The 18,423-nt window shown below is 65.7% G+C and carries 19 protein-coding genes; 3 read left to right on the top strand and 16 right to left on the bottom strand.

Going from position 1 to position 18,423, the window contains the following annotated elements; genetic code table 11:
• Positions 1-5: 5 nt before the first annotated feature.
• The 3 genes from pyrH to rpsB all read right to left on the bottom strand — a co-directional run bounded on the left by pyrH (position 6) and on the right by rpsB (position 2,712).
• Complete coding sequence (gene pyrH / locus GFS60_RS27845) at positions 6-734, bottom strand: UMP kinase (protein WP_109330919.1); 729 nt, start codon at positions 732-734, stop codon at positions 6-8.
• Positions 735-907: 173 nt separating this feature from the next.
• Positions 908-1,735 carry a translation elongation factor Ts gene (tsf, locus tag GFS60_RS27840; RefSeq protein ID WP_109330921.1) on the bottom strand — a complete coding sequence of 276 codons (828 nt, stop codon included), beginning with the start codon at positions 1,733-1,735 and terminating at the stop codon, positions 908-910.
• Between the two features lie 113 nt (positions 1,736-1,848).
• On the bottom strand, positions 1,849-2,712 hold the full coding sequence (gene rpsB / locus GFS60_RS27835; protein ID WP_159926156.1) for a 30S ribosomal protein S2: 864 nt from the start codon (positions 2,710-2,712) through the stop codon (positions 1,849-1,851).
• Positions 2,713-3,097: 385 nt separating this feature from the next.
• Between rpsB and GFS60_RS27830 the strand changes: the two genes are divergently transcribed.
• On the top strand, positions 3,098-3,571 hold the full coding sequence (locus GFS60_RS27830) for a M23 family metallopeptidase (RefSeq protein ID WP_236603530.1): 474 nt from the start codon (positions 3,098-3,100) through the stop codon (positions 3,569-3,571).
• A gap of 9 nt (positions 3,572-3,580) precedes the next feature.
• On the opposite strand, the gene GFS60_RS27825 is transcribed toward GFS60_RS27830, so the two are convergent.
• Positions 3,581-4,654: a MinD/ParA family ATP-binding protein gene (locus GFS60_RS27825; RefSeq protein ID WP_236603302.1), complete on the bottom strand. Its 1,074-nt coding sequence runs from the start codon at positions 4,652-4,654 to the stop codon at positions 3,581-3,583.
• 75 nt (positions 4,655-4,729) lie between these two features.
• Entirely contained in the window at positions 4,730-5,656 is a 927-nt protein-coding gene (locus tag GFS60_RS27820) for a tyrosine recombinase XerC (RefSeq protein WP_159926154.1), read from the bottom strand.
• Positions 5,657-5,717: 61 nt separating this feature from the next.
• Here GFS60_RS27820 and GFS60_RS27815 point away from each other — a divergent pair, with 61 nt between their 5' ends.
• Entirely contained in the window at positions 5,718-6,800 is a 1,083-nt protein-coding gene (locus tag GFS60_RS27815) for a multidrug effflux MFS transporter (RefSeq protein ID WP_268962527.1), read from the top strand.
• Between the two features lie 15 nt (positions 6,801-6,815).
• Here GFS60_RS27815 and GFS60_RS27810 read toward each other — a convergent pair whose 3' ends face one another.
• The 4 genes from GFS60_RS27810 to GFS60_RS27795 all read right to left on the bottom strand — a co-directional run bounded on the left by GFS60_RS27810 (position 6,816) and on the right by GFS60_RS27795 (position 10,982).
• A complete protein-coding gene (locus GFS60_RS27810) occupies positions 6,816-7,595 on the bottom strand; it encodes a siderophore-interacting protein (RefSeq protein ID WP_159926152.1) in 780 nt (259 codons plus the stop codon).
• Between the two features lie 347 nt (positions 7,596-7,942).
• Entirely contained in the window at positions 7,943-9,121 is a 1,179-nt protein-coding gene (gene dprA / locus GFS60_RS27805) for a DNA-processing protein DprA (RefSeq protein WP_159926150.1), read from the bottom strand.
• Positions 9,118-10,626, bottom strand: a complete 1,509-nt coding sequence (locus GFS60_RS27800; protein ID WP_159926148.1) for a YifB family Mg chelatase-like AAA ATPase — start codon at positions 10,624-10,626, stop codon at positions 9,118-9,120. The genes dprA and GFS60_RS27800 overlap by 4 nt, the downstream gene beginning before the upstream one ends.
• Positions 10,626-10,982 (bottom strand): YraN family protein, encoded by a 357-nt coding sequence (locus tag GFS60_RS27795; RefSeq protein WP_159926146.1) that lies wholly within the window; start codon positions 10,980-10,982, stop codon positions 10,626-10,628. Before GFS60_RS27795 ends, GFS60_RS27800 begins: the two co-directional genes overlap by 1 nt.
• Before the next feature lie 298 nt (positions 10,983-11,280).
• Between GFS60_RS27795 and GFS60_RS27790 the strand changes: the two genes are divergently transcribed.
• The gene (locus GFS60_RS27790; protein ID WP_109330953.1) at positions 11,281-11,655 is read left to right on the top strand and encodes a hypothetical protein; all 375 of its coding nucleotides are present in this window, start codon (positions 11,281-11,283) and stop codon (positions 11,653-11,655) included.
• Here GFS60_RS27790 and GFS60_RS27785 read toward each other — a convergent pair.
• The 7 genes from GFS60_RS27785 to GFS60_RS27755 all read right to left on the bottom strand — a co-directional run bounded on the left by GFS60_RS27785 (position 11,652) and on the right by GFS60_RS27755 (position 18,372).
• Positions 11,652-12,701 carry a patatin-like phospholipase family protein gene (locus GFS60_RS27785; protein WP_159926144.1) on the bottom strand — a complete coding sequence of 350 codons (1,050 nt, stop codon included), beginning with the start codon at positions 12,699-12,701 and terminating at the stop codon, positions 11,652-11,654. The genes GFS60_RS27790 and GFS60_RS27785 overlap by 4 nt on opposite strands.
• A 25-nt stretch (positions 12,702-12,726) precedes the next feature.
• Entirely contained in the window at positions 12,727-13,044 is a 318-nt protein-coding gene (locus GFS60_RS27780; RefSeq protein WP_005240496.1) for a DUF2469 domain-containing protein, read from the bottom strand.
• A gap of 59 nt (positions 13,045-13,103) precedes the next feature.
• The gene (locus tag GFS60_RS27775) at positions 13,104-13,784 is read right to left on the bottom strand and encodes a ribonuclease HII (RefSeq protein WP_109330957.1); all 681 of its coding nucleotides are present in this window, start codon (positions 13,782-13,784) and stop codon (positions 13,104-13,106) included.
• Entirely contained in the window at positions 13,781-14,560 is a 780-nt protein-coding gene (gene lepB / locus GFS60_RS27770; RefSeq protein ID WP_109330959.1) for a signal peptidase I, read from the bottom strand. The genes GFS60_RS27775 and lepB overlap by 4 nt, the downstream gene beginning before the upstream one ends.
• Positions 14,561-14,641: 81 nt before the next feature.
• Entirely contained in the window at positions 14,642-14,983 is a 342-nt protein-coding gene (gene rplS, locus GFS60_RS27765; protein WP_072687550.1) for a 50S ribosomal protein L19, read from the bottom strand.
• A gap of 94 nt (positions 14,984-15,077) precedes the next feature.
• Positions 15,078-15,983: a hypothetical protein gene (locus GFS60_RS27760; RefSeq protein ID WP_159927606.1), complete on the bottom strand. Its 906-nt coding sequence runs from the start codon at positions 15,981-15,983 to the stop codon at positions 15,078-15,080.
• A gap of 73 nt (positions 15,984-16,056) precedes the next feature.
• A complete protein-coding gene (locus GFS60_RS27755; protein ID WP_201453464.1) occupies positions 16,057-18,372 on the bottom strand; it encodes a Tex family protein in 2,316 nt (771 codons plus the stop codon).
• Positions 18,373-18,423: the final 51 nt, after the last annotated feature.

The raw sequence follows: 18,423 nt of genomic DNA, 5'->3' as shown, positions 1-18,423 counted from the left end.
ATTCGTCATGACTTGACGAGCGTTCCGATCTTCTCACCAGATACTGCCCTGGCAATATTGCCCTCGGTGAGCAGATTGAACACCATGATCGGCATTTCGTTGTCCATGCAGAGACTGAATGCGGTCGCATCGGCCACCTTGAGTCCCTGTTCGATGACCTCGCGGTGGGTGATCTGCGTGTACATCGTCGCGGTGGGGTCGAGATTGGGGTCCGCTGTGAATACGCCGTCGACCGCCTTCGCCATCAGCACCACCTCGGCGCCGATCTCGAGAGCCCGTTGAGCAGCCGTCGTGTCGGTCGAGAAATAGGGCATTCCCATCCCCGCCCCGAAGATCACGACGCGACCCTTCTCCAGATGACGCTGCGCGCGCAGCGGAATGTACGGCTCGGCCACCTGCCCCATGGTGATCGCTGTCTGCACGCGGCTGTCGACGCCTTCCTTCTCCAGGAAATCCTGAAGGGCAAGGCAATTCATCACGGTGCCGAGCATGCCCATGTAGTCGGAACGAGCACGGTCGAGGCCTCGCTGCTGCAGTTCGGCACCGCGGAAGAAGTTTCCGCCGCCTATCACTACCGCCACCTGCACGCCGGACCGCACGACTCCGGCGATTTGTTCGGCGACCTTGGTCACCACGTCAGGGTCCAGGCCGACCTTCCCGCCACCGAACATTTCGCCACCGAGTTTGAGAAGGACTCGATGAAATCCTGGACGTTCGCTGGCTGGTTCGGACATTGCTCTCCTCGGTTCATCCGCACTCGTCGGTTCCACTACAGCCGAGCGGACCGACGGGCCGGCTCGACACCTACAGACGGCCATCCTCATCCTGCCTCATCGAGGCAGTGGCGGCACACGTAGACCCCGCCGGGCGAGCGCACTCGTCCGACGGGGTCATACGACTGACACGACTAGCTCGAAGAACCGACCTCGAAGCGCACGAAACGCTTGATCGTCACGCCGGCCTCGTCGAGGATCGCCTTCACGGACTTCTTGGAATCCTGAACCGAGGACTGCTCGGTCAGCACGACGTCCTTGAAGTATCCGTTGACACGGCCTTCGATGATCTTCGGCAGCGCCTGCTCGGGCTTGCCCTCCGCGCGGGCGGTCTCTTCGGCGATGTGGCGCTCGTTGGCGACGATGTCCTCGGGGACCTCGTCGCGCGTCACGTACTTGGCCTTGAGCGCAGCAACCTGCATGGCGGCGGCGCGAGCAGCCTCGGCCGCAGCGTCGCCTTCGCCGGTGTACTCGACGAGAACGCCGACGGCGGGCGGCAAGTCGGCACTGCGCTTGTGCAGATACACGGCAACCGGCCCGTCGAAGGACGCGATCTTGCTCAGTTCGAGCTTCTCACCGATCTTCGCGGACTGTTCCTGCACGACGGTGTCGACAGTCTTGCCGTCGAGCTCGAGCGCCTTGAGGGCGTCGATGTCGGCGGGCTTCTCCGCGGCGGCGACCGAAACGATCGACTCGGCCAACTTCAGGAAGTCTTCGTTCTTGGCGACGAAGTCCGTCTCGCAGTTGATCTCGAGCAGGACGCCGTCCTTGGCAACGACCAGGCCCTCGGCCGTGGTGCGCTCCGCACGCTTACCCACATCCTTGGCACCCTTGATGCGCAGCTGCTCGACAGCCTTGTCGAAGTCGCCGTCGGCCTCGGCGAGGGCGTTCTTACAGGCCATCATTCCGGAGCCGGTCAGCTCGCGGAGCCGCTTGACGTCAGCGGCGGTGTAGTTCGCCATGGTGAGCGAGCCTCCTCATATGTCTGTCGGGACGTAAGTCAGGGTAGTACTCGGTGCAGACCGTGAAACGGCCCTGACCACTCGAGCTTCTGGTCAGGGCCGTTGTCATCGGATCAGGCCTCGGTGGCCGGTGCCTCTTCTGCGGGAGCTTCGGCTGCGGGCGCCTCGGCTGCCGGAGCGGCAGCGGCCTCGTCCGCGGGGGTCGCCTGGGACAGCAGTTCCTGCTCCCACTCGGCGAGGGGCTCACCGGCGCCGGCCTCGGGCTTCGCGTCCTTGTCGGCGCTCAGTCCGGCACGGGCCTGCACACCCTCGGCCACTGCGGAAGCGACGACCTTGGTGAGGAGCGCGGCACTGCGGATGGCGTCGTCGTTACCCGGGATCGGGTAGTCGACGAGGTCGGGGTCGCAGTTCGTGTCCAGGATCGCGATGACCGGGATGTTGAGCTTGCGGGCCTCGGCAACCGCCAGGTGCTCCTTGTTGGTGTCGACGACCCACACCGCGGAAGGAACCTTGGCCATGTCGCGGATACCGCCGAGGGTGCGGTCCAGCTTGGTCATCTCACGCGTGAGCATGAGGATTTCCTTCTTGGTGCGTCCCTCGAAGCCACCGCTCTGCTCCATCGACTCGAGTTCCTTGAGGCGGAGCAGACGCTTGTGGACGGTGGTGAAGTTGGTGAGCATGCCGCCGAGCCAACGCTGGTTGACGTAGGGCATCCCGACGCGAGTGGCCTCGGCCGCGATGGACTCCTGGGCCTGCTTCTTGGTGCCGACGAAGAGAACGGTGCCGCCGTGGGCAACGGTCTCCTTGACGAATTCGTACGCCTTGTCGATGTACGTCAGCGTCTGCTGCAAGTCGATGATGTAGATGCCGTTGCGGTCGGTGAAGATGAATCGCTTCATCTTCGGGTTCCAGCGACGGGTCTGGTGACCGAAGTGCGTGCCGCTGTCGAGCAGCTGCTTCATTGTTACAACAGCCATGGCTGTGTATCTCTCTTTCATTGCCGGTTGATGCACAGCACCGGTGATGCTGTGCCCTGACGCCCGTGACCACCGGAACTCACACCGAGATGCGAGACCAGCCGATGGCCGATAACCTGCGCGGGCGCGCGAAGTCGGACTGTGCGAGCACAGACCGCTCGATCAGTGTACGGCCTCGGCGGCGTTCGCCCTAACCGCGCCGCCTCACCCGGGCACACACGCGCCCGTCGCGCAAGTGGTGCCCGCGCATCTGTGGATCGACCCGGACCTGTCCACAGATTCCCCGGGCGCCGGGTTCAGGTCCCCGGACTGCGGCATGGTTCGAGCCGTGACGATGATCGGTGCAACCCTTCGGACGCTGGTGTCGGCAGTCGCCGTCGCCACCATGCTGTGCGCCTCGGTCGTCGCCGCCACGCCCGCTGACGCGGCTCCCACCGCGGAGTTCGATTGGCCGCTCCACCCACGACCACGCGTCGTCCGGGTATTCGACAATCCGGAGCACGACTGGCTTCCCGGTCACCGCGGCGTCGATCTGGGCGGCGTGCCCGATCAGGCGGTGCTCTCTGCGGGGGAAGGGGTAGTGGTATTCGCCGGCACGGTGGCCGGCAAACCCGTCGTGTCCGTCGACCACCTCGGTGGGCTACGCACCACGTACGAACCGGTCACCGCCCGCGTCACCGCCGGTCTCCGGGTAGGCAGGGGAACCGTGCTCGGCACGCTCGAACCCGGGCACCCGGGCTGCATCGCGCCCGTCGCCGCGTGCCTGCACTGGGGCCTTCGCCGCGACCGCGTCTATCTCGACCCGCTGGGTCTGGTCCGGGTGGCACCGATACGGCTCAAACCCGTCGTTCCGCGGTGATCCGGGGACTTACCGCCATTCCGCGACGGCGTGCCGGCCAGCCGACTCGGGGAAGTCGTCGGCCACCATCGCCGCCAGTTCCACGAATGCCTGACGTGTCTGCGGTCGCATGAGGTCGAGATCGACGACCGACCCCTCGGCGAGATGCTCGTCGAAAGGCACCACCTTCACAGCCCGGCAGCGCTGCAGGAAGTGATTGGCCAGCTCCGTCATATCGATTCCGGACGACCCCGGCCTGGCGGCACTGATCACCACGACGGTGCGGGAGACGAGGTGACCGTAACCGTGATGCCCCAGCCAGTCGAGAGTGGCCGCCGCGCTCCGCGCTCCGTCGATCGCGGGCGAGCTGACCAGAACCAACGAATTTGCCAGTTGCAGAACGCCGTTCATCGCAGAGTGCATGATGCCCGTGCCACAGTCCGTCAAGATGATGTTGTAGTACACCTGCAGGATGTCGATCACGCGGCGGTAGTCGTCCTCGCTGAAGGCCTCGGAGATGGCCGGGTCCTGTTCGCTCGCGAGCACCTCGAGCCGACTCGGCGCCTGCGACGTGTGCGCGCGGACATCCGAATAGCGGCGGATCGTCGACTCTGCCGCAATGAGATCGCGGACCGTCGAATGGGTCTGAAGAGGTACCCGCTGCGCCAGCGTCCCGAAGTCGGGGTTTGCGTCGACAGCGATGACGCAGTCTCCACGCAAGGACGCGAAGGTCGAGCCCAGTCCGATGGTGGTCGTCGTCTTGCCGACACCGCCCTTGAGGGACAGGAACGCTATCCGATAATCCCCCTGAATCGGTTGCCGAATACGGGCGAGGAGTGCGGCGTCGCGCGCTTCCCCCGCGGACTCCCCCGGATTCAGCGTTCCGCCCGTCAGCCGGTGCAGACCCCGCCGCCACCCGCGGGCAGGGGCACGTCGCGGCCGCCTGAGCAGGGCATCCGCCACCAGGTCCTGGTTGCTGATCTGATGCTGGCTCGTCGCCGGAGGGTGTTCGTCCCACGACTGTTGCCCCCACGGATCCGTAGCCGCGGTCCCCCTCGGCGCTTCGCCGCCGTCGTTCAGCCACGCCGGCTGCGGCCCTGTCACGTTTTCGCGGTCCACGATTCCCCCGGGATAGTGCAGAAAAACTGCAGATTCGTGGGGCGACGCTACCAAATGGGCTCAGGCGCGGGGATGCGCCTGATCGTGCACGGCGCGCAACCTCGCCACGGACACATGCGTATACAGCTGAGTAGTGGCCAGGCTCGCGTGACCGAGCAGTTCCTGAACCACGCGCAAATCGGCTCCACCTTCGAGCAGATGCGTTGCCGCAGTGTGCCGGAGACCGTGCGGACCGAGGTCGGGGGCACCGGGTACGGCGGACAGAACCTCGTGAACGGCTGTCCTCGCCTGACGTTGATTCAGCCGCCTCCCGCGCTTCCCGAGCAGCAATGCCTGCCCGGACGCCTCGGTCGCCAGAGCCGGACGGCCGATATGCAGCCAGACGTCCACCGCCTCGGCCGCCGGCTTGCCGTACGGCACGGACCTTTCCTTGTCGCCCTTGCCGATCACACGCAGCAGCCGCCGCTCGCGATCCACCGAGCCGAGGTCCAGCCCGCACAGTTCACCGACCCGAATACCCGTGGCGTAAAGCATTTCGACGATGAGGCGATCACGCAGGGCAAGAGGGTCCTGCTCCCGCGCACCCGTTTCTGCGGCGTCCATGGCGTCGGCAGCCTGCGACTGTCGCAGAACCGCCGGCAACGTCCGGTGCGCTTTCGCCGCGCCCAGCCTGGCGCCCGGATCGAGCGGGATTCGCCTCGTACGTAACAACCAGGCTGTGAAGTTTCGCACGGAGGACGTCCGCCGAGCGAGTGTCGTGCGCGCGACTCCCGCAGCGGACTGGCCGGCCAGCCAGGAGCGCAGCACCCGGATGTCCAATTCCGCGAGTTGTGCGCCGGGGGCTGTCGACAGCCAGTGGTGCATCAGCGATCTCGCGTCCGTGAGGTACGCCTTCACCGTGTGCGGGGAGCGTCCGCGTTCGAGCCCGAGATGCCGCGCGTACTCGTCGAGTACCGTCTCGAGATGCGGCGGCAAGGCGGTACTCATGGTGGCAAGAGTCGCCGTGCGGGGACGACGAGTCAAGCGGCCGCGCCGGTAGAGTTCATTCGTGCAGCGAACGATCTCCATAGTTCAACTCACACTCACCACCTTCATGGCCGGGCTCGGCATCGGCCAATTGGTGGTGGGTCCACTGTCGGATGGTCTGGGTCGACGACGACTTCTCCTTGCGGCCACCGTAGTCACGACGATCGCGGCGATGGTGTGTGCTCTGGCACCGAGCGTCGAAACGTTGATCGCGGCACGACTTTTCCAGGGCCTCAGTGGCGGCGCCGCGATCGTGCTCGCACGTGCCTGCATTGCGGACCGCGCCCGCGGCGACAACGCCGCGCGGCTCTTCAGCATCATGATGATCATCGGCGGGGTCGCGCCCGTTATCGCTCCGCTGATCGGAGGAGCGCTGCTGGGACCGGTCGGCTGGCGGGGAATCTTCTGGGTGCTCGCCGGCGCGGGACTGGTGATGATGCTCGGCGTGCTCACGCTCGTACCGGAAACACTCCCTGTCGAGAAGAGGCACGGAGGCGGTCTCGCGGCTCTCGTCCGGAATCTCCGGTATGTGGTCGACAACCGCGTGTATCTCGGCTATGCGTTGACGTTCATCTTCGGATTCGGCGCACTCTTCGCCTATATTTCCGCTTCACCCTTCGTCGTTCAGAACGTGCTCGGGCTCAGCCCCGGCCAGTTCTCCGTCGTGTTTGCGATCAATGCTTCGGGCATGGTGATTGCCGCGATCGCGAACACGCGCCTGCTCGGCACTTTCCGCGCCCGTCAGCTGCTCGGGTTCGGGGTCACGGCGCTGCTTGTCGGCGGCGCGGTACTGCTCATCGCCGCAACAACGATCGATGCCCCGTCGTGGTGGATGATCCTGGTTCCGTTGTTCGTCTCGGTGGCGAGCATTGGGTTCGTCATGGGAAATGCGACCGCGCTTGCTCAAGGCGAGGTGACCGAGGCATCGGGAACTGGTTCCGCCCTGTTGGGTGCCGGCCAGTTCGGGTTGGCGGCACTCGTCTCCCCGCTGGTCGGAGTCGCCGGCCCCGACAGCGCGGTCCCGATGGCTGTCGCGATTCCGCTCTCGGGCGCCGTCGCGATGCTCGCGCTCGTGCTGCTGACGCGGCGGACGCACACTGCGTAACGTCCGCCGCGAAGATCAGCGCGCGGCGCCCTCGCTGGCGGCGAGTTCCGACTTCCACACGCGGAAGCCTTCCTCGGTGCGCCCGCGACGCCAGTAGCCGGAGATCGATGCGGAGGAGGCCGGCACTCCGCGCTCGTGTCGCACATAGGACCGCAGATTGTGCATGACGGCCTGGGCTTCGCCGTGGATGAAGACCTGCGGATTGCCGGACAACCAGTCGGCGTTCTTCACCGCCTCGATAAGAGGCGCGCTGTCTCCGGACGCGTCGTCACCGATTCGGTCTGCTGTGTCACCGCGGTGTATCCACGCTATGTCGACCCCTGCCGGTGCGTCGAAGCCGACCTCGTCTTCCGGTCCTGCCACCTCGAGGAAGACGTACCCCTTCGCCGCCGTGTCGAGCTTCTCGACCGACGCCGAGATGGCGGGGATCGCGGTCTCGTCGCCGGCGAACAAGTACCAGTCGGCCGCGCTGTCCGGAGCGAAGGCGCCGCCGGGACCCCGAAGCCGCACAGTGTCACCCGCCGTGGCGGCTGCCGCCCACGGCCCTGCGACGCCGGCGTCGCCGTGGACCACGAAGTCGATGGCGATCTCCCGCTCGACAGAGTTCACCGAGCGGATCGTGTACGTGCGGAGCGTGGGCTGTTCGCTGGGGCCGAACTCGAGCTTTGCGTAGGCGTCGGTGAATACGTTGGGCACAAAGCTGTCGAATCCCGGGTCACCCAGGAAAACTCGAACCATGTGGGGGGTAAGCCACTCGGTCCGGCGAACGGTCAATGTGGCACTCGGCTTGGCCATACGTCACCTCTCCACTACACATCAAGTTGGTTAGTCTTACCTAACTACGGTACAGGAGGGGTAACCAACGGCCTCGCACAGCGGGACTCCGACCCGTTTTGAAGAGGATCGGACCCCACCGCTTTCGGCTCTACGAGCCGGACGCAATCAACAAGCTCAACACGTGTGCGACGAAGTTCCGCCACAGATCACCCGCTGATCCCATGTCTCACTCCTTTACGTGATCCCGAACCTTGCCGGTTCGTCTGCGATTGGGAGGTGCGCACTACGAAAGTTGTACCTCAGCTCGTAGCCGATCGGGTGCTTCGACTCGCGCTTCACGTCACCGAACGAAGCGCCGACCATCTTCATCGCTGCCGCGACCACCCCGTGTCGCCGGAGTCCACGAAACCTTCCATTTCGAGCATCGGCAGCACCGCCCGCACCTTCTCGACCGCGATGCCGGAGGCCTCCGACAGCTCTCGCACTCCGCTGGCACCGAGCGCCGGCAACGCCTCGTACACCAGCAACGCATCCCCCGACAGTCCGTCGAGAGCACGCACGGCATCGAGATCGCGTTCGACATCACCATCGACTCCCGCACGCAACCCGATCGGACCTGCCTCGTCGACCACATCCACCGCATTCGCCACCAGACGAGCCTCCCCCTCCCGGATCATGCGATTGCACCCTGTCGAGGACACCGACGTCACCGGCCCCGGCACCGCCATCACCGGGCGCCCGAGCTTGCGCGCCCAACTCGCCGTGTTCCGGGCGCCACTGCGCCACCCTGCCTCCACCACGACGACACCGTCGGACAAGCTCGCCACAAGCCGGTTCCTGGCAAGGAACCGGTACTTCGCCGGTGTCGTCCCCGGCGGATACTCACTGATCACCGCGCCGTTCTGCGCGATCTGGCGCAACAAGCGGGCATGACCGGCCGGATACGCCCGGTCCACTCCGCATGCCAGCACCGCCACGGTCAGACCACCAACACCCAACGCCGCCCGATGCGCGGCGCCATCGATCCCGAACGCCGCCCCCGACACAATGGTCCAACCGTCGACGGCGAGGTCACCCGCCAGCTCTGCAGTGACGTGTTCGCCGTAGCCACTCGCCGCGCGGGTGCCCACAACAGAGATCGCACGTTCAGTCAGCTCGGTCAGCGAACGTGAACCCAGCACCCACAGCGCAAACGGCGCGCCGTCCTCCCGCGACGCCGACAGAGTGTCGAACCCGAGTAGCCGCCACTGTGGCCACTCGTCGTCGTCGGGAGTGATGAGCCGACCACCCATCCCGGTCACCAGATCGAGGTCGTGGTCAGCAGTATCTACGTGCGCCCGCGCAACAGTCTTCTCCCCCAGCAACTCCGACAGATCCCGTTCACGTACCGCGCGCGCAGCCTCCTCCGGTCCCACCTCGTCGACGAGTCGCGACAGCGCCGGGCACGGACCTTGCACCACCTTAGACAGATAGGCCCAGGCCAACCGGCGCGGATCGTGCGCACCCGGCCGATTGTCGGTACCGCCGCGGATCTCCACAGTCATTGAAAACTCCGATCACGAAATCCCAAGGCAGTCACCACTTGCTCCGGTCCGGGCATCGCGAGACCGGCCAGATCGCCTACCGTCCATGCCACCCGCAGTGCCCGATCGGCGCCACGCGCGGTGATCATTCCCTTCTGCAGCGCACGCTCCACCGGTGCGAGTGCGGGCCGGGACAAGCGGAACTTCTGGCGCAGAGCCGGCCCCGGCACCTCGGCGTTGGTACGCCAACCGTGGTCGTACCAGCGCTCCCCGGCCGCGGCGCGGGCATCGGCCACCCGCCGGCGGACGTTCTCGGTGCTCTCACCGATCTCGTCGATGAACGCGCCGGTCGCCACCGCCTGCATCCGCACACGCAGGTCCACACGATCGAGGAGCGGCCCCGACAATTTCCCCAGATACCGCCGCCTCGCCGTCGGAGCGCAGATGCAGTCGGCCTCACGGGCCGGGGCACACGGACACGGGTTCGCGGCGAGGATCAACTGGAAACGAGCGGGGTAGCGCGCCACACCGTCCCGGCGGGCGATCCGCACCTCGCCGTCCTCCAGGGGCGTACGAAGGGCCTCGAGTACCTTGGTGCCGATTTCGGCGAATTCGTCGAGAAACAGCACGCCCCGGTGTGCACGGCTCACGGCGCCCGGCCTCGCGACGCCACTGCCCCCGCCGACGAGAGCGCTGACCGTAGCCGTGTGGTGTGGCGCGATGAAGGGTGGGACGTCGATCAGCGGCCTATCCGGTGGCAGCAGGCCCGCCACCGAGTGAATCGCGGTCACCTCGAGCGACTCGTCTTCGGTCAGCGGTGGCAGTATGCCCGGAAGCCGCTGTGCCAGCATCGTTTTGCCGACTCCGGGTGGACCGGTGAGCATGAGGTGGTGCGCACCCGCCGCAGCAACTTCGATGGCCCAGCGCGCCTCCGCTTGACCGACCACCTCGCTGAGGTCACCGCGCACAGGCTGAATCAGACGCTCCGTCGGTTCGGGATACTCGAGTTCGTACTCGCCGCGCATCCATGCGACAGCGGACCGCAGATCACGCGCGCCCAGGACCTCGATCCCGCTGACGAGTCCGGCCTCGGGCAAGGTCTGCACGGGTACCACGACCGTCGACCATCCCGCGTTCTTGGCCGCGAGAACCGCAGGGAGCACACCGCGCACCGCACGAAGCCGGCCGTCGAGCGCGAGTTCGCCGAGCAACACCGTCTCACGGAGCCGATCCCGCTTGACCTGCTTGGCCGCATCGAGCACCGCCGCCACCAATGCGAGGTCGTATACGGACCCGACTTTCGGCAAGGTCGCCGGCGACAAGGCCAGGATGACCTTCGAATCCGGCCACTGTTCGCCCGAATTGGTCACGGCGGCGCGAATTCGGTCGCGCGCCTCCTGTAGCGCCGTGTCCGGCAGTCCCACGAGGTGCACGGCCGGAAGACCGCGTCCGATGTCCGCCTCGATTTCCACCAGTTGACCGTCCACCCCCGTCACCGCTACCGAATGCGCGCGCCCCAGCGCCATCAAAACGCGTCCCGGACATGCTCGATCTGTGGTTCCCCGGCACGGTTCACCATGATCGCAACGACATCGAACCGCACCCGGGACCAGTGCCGGCCCGAGTCGCGCAGCCATTCCACCGCCAGCAATCGGATCCTTCGCTGCTTGGAGAACGTCACCGCCTCGGCCGGGCTACCGAAACCGAGACCGCGGCGTGTCTTCACCTCGACGAATACGAGCCAGTCACCCTCTGCTGCAATGAGATCGACCTCCCCGTACCGCGACCGCCAGTTGCGGTCGACGATCTCCAAACCCGCATCGGTGAGATACCGGGCCGCCAGATCTTCCCCATGTGCGCCGAGCGCAAGATTGTGCGCCATCGCAGCCTCCGTCGACTCCCCCGGCGGTCCACCGATGCGGACCGCGCCCCTGCCTCACTGTGCCGCAGGGCGAATCGTGCGGGACCCTGCGAGCTGGTCGAAAAGATTGACCTGTGGAGCAACCACAGGTTGTGGACAACTAGGCGATCTACGCCTCGGATCAGCACTCGAACCGCTGGTCAATCGTGTCAAGCTCGGAAAACACATCACGATTCGAACTTCGCTGGCGGCCGACCCTACCGGGCGGAATGCTGGACGAAAGAACGTGCACCGGAGAACGAGAAGGAGAGTCGGCGCCATGGTGGTCGGATTCGACTATTGGCAGGTCATCAGCCACTATCCCGAGTATTTTCGCGAGCTCGCCGACATGCATCGGTCGGCCGGCCACGACGTGGTCATCATCTCCGCCGTCGGGGATCGCACCGCAGGCACCGTCGAACGTGACGTCCGGACACTGGGATTCAGTACCGCCATACCGGTGTACGAGGTCAGGTTCGACCATCCGCGCCAAGCACCCGAACTGAAACTCGACAAGTGCCGGGAGCTACGGGTGAGCGTCTTCTACGACGATCGCGACGACGTGTGCCGCCTGATGAACGCCCACGGCATCCTCGCTCTGCGGGTGACTCGCCGAGACGGCTCGACCTACGACCTCGGTTCGGAGCGGGGTTAGGTCCCCGACATACCGGTGTCCGATCCGGTGACGCCGGCAGAGTCCTCGACCGTGGGAGTCAGTCCGGCATCAGCAAGGGCACTTTCGGTGCGGGCGCGACCCAGTTCGATCATCTCCGCCGCGCGATGGAAGTCGAGACTGCGACATGCGGTGCGCGGAATGCGGACGAGGACGTCCGGTGGGTACGCAGCGAGCTGGTATCGGGCCAGTGTTGCCTGCATCATGTCCAGCGAGCGGTTCATCACTGCGAATCGGCTGAACTTGGGAACAGCCATCGCCCCGTCCGCATTCACGCTGTCCCCGCCCGGCATCTCGACCGTGTCGTCCAGCGAATCGAGCTCGGCATGGGCAGTACCGAATCGGCCGACGACCGATCGCACGATATCCAGTTCACGTAGCTGGGCAGTACTGCGGCGGAACCTCGCGAGCCACTCGTCGACAGGTCGGGAGTCCGCGCTCGCGTTCTCGGGAGCCTGAGACCGGTTTTCCCTGTCGTCGGCACCCAGACTGACCGCGATTCTGAGCGCCGGCCCCGCAGCCACGAGGGGGGCCAACGGCAACGGATCGAGCACCCCGCCGTCGGCAAGTACGCGACCATTGAGCACGGAGGGCGTGATAACTCCGGGGATGGCGATCGATGCTCGGATCGCGGCGTCGACAGGCCCCCGCTGGAACCACACCGATCGTCCCGCTGCCAGATCGGTCGCGACCGCGGTATACGGAATAGGAAGGTCCTCGATCCGGACCTCGCCCAGAACCTCACGAACTCTGTGGAGAATTCTCTCCGCGTGAATGGCACCGGGAGCCGAGACCGACAGATCCAGCAGGCGCATCACATCGAGCTGAGTCAGGCTCAACGCCCAGCGCGTGAAGTCGTCGAGCTTTCCGGCCGCGTACACACCCCCGACAAGAGCGCCCATGGACGACCCCGCAATCCCGACGATCTCGAAACCGTGCTCCTCGAGCACCTGAATCGCTCCGATGTGCGCATAACCGCGCGCTCCCCCGCTGCCCAGAGCGAGCGCAACGCGCCTCTGTTCGGCCATCGGCTGATCGTACGTGGACGAAACCTCAGGACAACCCGTTGTCGGGCAGCCGCAGGTCGGGTTTGTCCAGTTCCTCGATGTTCACATCCTTGAAGGTGATGACCCGGACATACTTCACGAACCGCGCGGGCCGATACATGTCCCAGACCCACGCGTCGGACATGCGCAGCTCGAAGTAGATTTCACCGTCCGCGTTGTGCGGCAGCAACTCCACCGAGTTGGCCAGATAGAACCGGCGCTCGGTCTCCACGACATAAGAAAACTGACCGACGATGTCCCGGTACTCGCGGTAGAGCGACAGCTCCATCTCGGTTTCGTACTTCTCGAGATCCTCGGCACTCATCGGTCTCGGAGTCCTCCTGCTCTGGTGTGAATAGTCATCATCTCGCACTTTCCGAACGGTTATCCACTCGGTGCCGCGGTGCCCTGCACTCGGTTCCGTACCGCGGCGACGTTCGCCCACGACCGGCGGTGCTCGCGACAGGGGCCCAACGCCTCGAGCGCGCTCGTGTGTGCGGATGTGCAATAGCCTTTGTGGATCGCGAACCCGTAACCCGGATACTCGTCGTCCATCTCCACCATGACGCGGTCGCGGGTGACCTTCGCCAGGATGCTCGCGGCCGCGATGCATGCCGCCGCGCCGTCACCACCGATGACCGGCAAGGAGGGAGCGGGGATGCCCGGCACGCGGAAACCGTCGGTGAGGACGTAACCCGGCGTGGTGGACAACCCGGCAACCGCCCGACGCATGCCCTCGATGTTGGCCACGTGTACTCCGATGCGGTCGACCTCCTCGGCCGAAATGGACACGACACTCCATGCCAGGGCAAGCCGGGTGATAGCCGGGTAGAGCTCCTCACGCGTCCGCTCGGTGAGCTTCTTGGAGTCGTCGAGCCGAGCCAGGGCGGGATAGGGCTTCGGGGCCAGGACGCAGGCCGCAACGACGAGTGGACCCGCACATGCTCCCCTGCCTGCCTCGTCCACGCCCGCCACCGGCCCCAGCCCGCTACGAATGAGGGCCGATTCCATCGTCCGCAGACCAGCCGACCTGCGGATGACGATACGTGGCGGCCAGGAAGTCACTTGCCCTGAATATCGGGGGAGCTGATGGTGCCCATCCGCGACGGTGGCAATGCGATGACGACCGCCTTGCCGATGACGTTGTCGAGCGGAATGGTGCCCTGCATGTCGTCGCCGACGTGATACCGCGAGTCCGCCGAATTGCTGCGGTTGTCACCCATCACCCACACGTGCCCCTCCGGGACGGTAACCGGACCGAAGCAGCGCGCCGATTTCAGCGCGGTGTCGCAGGCCTGCGAACCGGGCACGAACGGGAAGTCCGTCACGACGTACGGCTCGTCGAGGGGTTTGCCGTCGACGAGGATGCGTCCCTGTTCGTCGCAGCATTCGACGGTTTGGCCGCCGGTGGCAATTACTCGCTTGACCAGGTCGTTCTCGTCCGGCGGCACGAGGCCGACCAATGAACCGAGTTCCTGGGCGCCGCGAACCACCACATTCGAGGAACGAATGGAGACGAAATCCTGCGACCAGGAGTCGGGACCACGAAAAACGATGACGTCACCCGGCTGAGGTTCACCGAAGTGGTAACCGACCTTTTCGACCACGATGCGGTCGCCGGTGCACCCGGCACATCCGTGAAGGGTGGGTTCCATCGACTCCGACGGGATGAGATAGACGCGGGCGATAAAGGTCTGCAGAAGAAAACTCAGCACGAGCGCGACCAGAATGAGGATCGGCAACTCGCGCAGGAAAGAGCGGGGCTTCTTCTCCGGCTTTGTCGCACCTGCAGGGGCGGATGCGACCGCGGGATCGCCGGTGGTATCGGATTCCGACGACAATGCCCGCTCCTTCGAAGAATCTGTCACGAAATCAGATTAGCCCGGCACTGCGCGAACGCAGTGCCGGGCTTCTGGGAAAGCTCAGCGCTTTTCCTTGATCTTGGCAGCCTTGCCACGGAGATCGCGGAGGTAGTACAGCTTGGCGCGACGGACGTCACCGCGGGTGACGACCTCGATCTGGGCCAGGTTGGGGCTGTGCACGGGGAAGGTGCGCTCGACGCCGACGCCGAAGGACACCTTGCGGACGGTGAAGGTCTCGCGGACGCCGCCGCCCTGGCGGCGAATGACGACACCCTTGAAGACCTGCACACGCTCCTTCGAGCCTTCGATGACCTTGACGTGCACGTTCAGGGTGTCACCGGGACGGAAGTCGGGGATGTCGTCGCGGAGGGACTTCTTGTCCAGGAAATCGAGCGTGTTCATCGGTGTTCCATCCTTGCGTATTCGCAGGAGCAGAGGAACCGAGCGGCACCCGGACGTTCGTGGAACGCCGTTGCTCGTCTGGTTCGTGCCCAGTTCACGTAATGCTGCCTGGTCCAGGCAACCCGTCCATTGTGCCAGACGCGACCGCGCGCGACGAAATCGGCGGGGGCGCCGGATGCACCACCTCGTCGAGTTCCGCCTCCGCGGCCACCTTGGCGTGCTCGGCAGCCTCCTTCACGTGCTCGGCGCTCGGAGTCCCCGCGATGAAGTCCTGCACGAAGATCTTGGCCCGGATCACCGGCCGGCGCAATTTCCGTTCGCGCTCGAGCGCGCGAAGCATTCGCTTGGGCTTGCTGGTGTATCGCCAGCGGGCCCACGGCGCGCTCGGCCTGCTCAACCGGATGGCACCCACTAGCAGGATCGGAAAAATGAACAGACCCAGCAGCCCGGTCCAGATCTTCCCTTTGAGCAGCACCACGCCGGCGATGAGCAGATTGACCACGGAAAGCACGCCGATCGCCACCCGAACCCACGGATCGGGTGAGTCACGGAAACTGGTGACGTCCATCAACTCGAGCGGTCTGAGTCCGAGCAGCAGCAGGCCTGTGACGGCGATCGCCACGAAGACGGCGTCCACCGACGCCCTCCCCTCGTCGGCCCAATACACGTCCTGCAGATAGAAGATCAGTGCGAACTCGTCGAGCACCAGTGCGGCGCCGATTCCGAAGAAGGTGGCTAGCACCGCGCCAGTGGTCTGTGTCCCGTCCACGTAGACGGCGACGAGCGCGACACCCGAGATCAGCATGGTGACTACACCGAACACGACGTGGTGCACATGGTGCCCGCCGGGCTTGACATTCCCCGGCCACCACGACACCTCCGCGCGGATCATCCGGACGCTCAGTCGAATGAACAGGAAGGCGCCGAGAAACCCCAGCAGGAAGAAGAGCAGGGGCAGGCGCCCGTGCCCGACGATCTCCCGATCCAGCCATTCGTACATGGACATCCACTATCCCAGCAAAGAACTGGTCACTCCATCGAAAAGCGAATGCTCGTGCCCGACACGGTGCTGATTACTTGCCGAAGCCTGCCTTCCGCAAAGCATCCGCCATCGAGCCACCGGCGGGGGCCGGGCGCGCATCCCGACCGCCGCGTTCGCGGCCACCTTGCTGGGGCTTACCGCCCCCGCGGCGATCCTGCCGTTGTCCCCCGCCGCGCTGGCCCTCGCTTTTGCGCGCCGCCGCGCCCACCTCGTCGTCGAGCCGCAGAGTCAGCCCGATGCGCTGGCGCGCCTCGTCCACCTCGAGCACCTTCACCTTCACCACATCACCCGACTTCACGACGTCGCGCGGGTCCTTCACGAAGTTGTGAGACATGGCAGAGACATGGACGAGGCCGTCCTGGTGCACGCCGATGTCGACGAAGGCGCCGAACGCTGCCACGTTGGTGACCACGCCTTCGAGCGTCATCCCGGGCTTCAGGTGCGCCACTTTTTCGATGCCCGCGGCGAACGTCGCCGTCTTGAACTCCGGCCTCGGGTCGCGCCCGGGCTTCTCCAGCTCACTGATGATGTCGGTGACCGTGGGCAGTCCGAAGCGGTCGTCGACGAAGTCTGCGGGATTGAGGCGGCGGAGAACCGCCGTGTTGCCGATGACGTCGCGCACACCGCTGCCGCTGGCGCCGACGATCTTGCGCACCACCGGGTACGCCTCCGGGTGCACGCTGGACGCATCGAGCGGATCGTCGCCGTTGGGGATGCGGAGGAAGCCGGCGCACTGTTCGAACGCCTTGGGCCCGAGTCGAGCGACATCCTTGAGTCCCTTGCGGCTCCGGAACGGGCCATTCTGGTCCCGGTGCGCAACGATGCTCTCGGCCAGGGAGCCTGCGATACCGGACACGCGGGACAACAACGGCACGGACGCCGTGTTCACATCGACACCGACCGCGTTCACCGCGTCCTCGACTACAGCGCCGAGGGACCGGGCGAGCAGCGTCTCCGAAATGTCGTGCTGGTACTGCCCGACGCCGATCGACTTGGGGTCGATCTTCACCAGCTCCGCCAGGGGGTCCTGCAGTCGGCGGGCGATCGACACGGCGCCGCGGATGGAGACGTCGAGGTCAGGCAGTTCCTGCGACGCGTACGCGGACGCCGAGTACACCGACGCACCGGCCTCGGACACCACGATCTTGGTGAGGTTGGTGGCACCGGACTTCGCGATCAGTTCGGTGGCGAGCGCGTCGGTCTCACGCGAGGCGGTGCCGTTTCCGATAGCGATCAACTCCACGCCGTGGCGAGCCACCAGGTCGGCGAGGGTGGCGAGCGCGGCGTCCCACTTGTTGTGGGGCTGGTGCGGGTAGATGGTGTCGTGCGCAACTACCTTGCCGGTCGCGTCGACGACGGCCACCTTCGTTCCGGTGCGGAAACCCGGGTCGAGACCCATCGTGGCGCGGGTGCCTGCCGGCGCCGCGAGCAACAGGTCGCGGAGATTGTTGGCGAAGACGTCGACCGCGTCCTTCTCTGCCGACTGACGCAACCTCATCCGGACGTCGATGCCCAGCGTGACGAGCAGCTTCGTCTTCCACGCCCACCGCACCGTGTCGAGCAACCACTTGTCGGCCGGCCGGCCACGGTCGGCGATCCCGAACCGGCTTGCGATTCGGCCCTCGTAGACGGTCGGTTCACCGGGAACCGGCTCATCCTTGTCCGGTGCCAGCGTGAGCGTCAGTACCTCTTCTTTCTCACCACGCAGCACGGCAAGGATTCGGTGCGAGGGGAGGGTGGTGAACGGCTCGGAGAACTCGAAGTAGTCGGCGAACTTCGCGCCTTCTGTCTCTTTGCCCTTGCGGACGACGGAAACCAGCTTCCCGCGCGTCCACATCAGCTCGCGCAGATCGCCCACCAGGTCGGCGTCCTCGGCGAAACGCTCGACGAGAATCGCTCGCGCACCCTCGAGTTGCTCGGCCGTGTAAGACGCGGGGTCGGTAGCGGGATCGGTGATCAGCGCATCGGCGACAGGCTCGTGACCCGCCTCGCGGGCGATCTGCGCCTTGGTGCGCCGCTTCGGCTTGAAGGGCAGATAGATGTCCTCGAGCCGGGCCTTGGTCTCGGCCGTCATGATCTGTCCGCGCAACTGGTCGTCGAGCTTGCCCTGCGATTCGATCGATTCGAGTACCGCGGCGCGCCGTTCGTCGAGCTCACGCAGGTAGCGGAGCCGTTCTTCGAGCTGGCGAAGCTGAGCGTCGTCGAGGGTTCCGGTGACTTCCTTGCGGTAACGGGCAATGAAGGGAACGGTGGCCCCGCCGTCGAGGAGGTCCACAGCGGCCGCGACCTGTCCCTCCCGGACGTCGAGCTCCTCGGCAATGCGTTGGTTCACGGTCTTCAGAGTCACAAAAATGGACCCTACCGCTACCCGGGGACACCCTCGTCGGCGGTGAGGCGG

This window comes from Rhodococcus sp. WAY2 (assembly GCF_009859915.1).
GTDB classification, from domain to species: Bacteria; Actinomycetota; Actinomycetes; order Mycobacteriales; family Mycobacteriaceae; genus Rhodococcus_F; species Rhodococcus_F oxybenzonivorans.
Note: the sequence above shows the minus strand (reverse complement) of the source record. Positions and strands in the feature narration are given on the sequence as shown.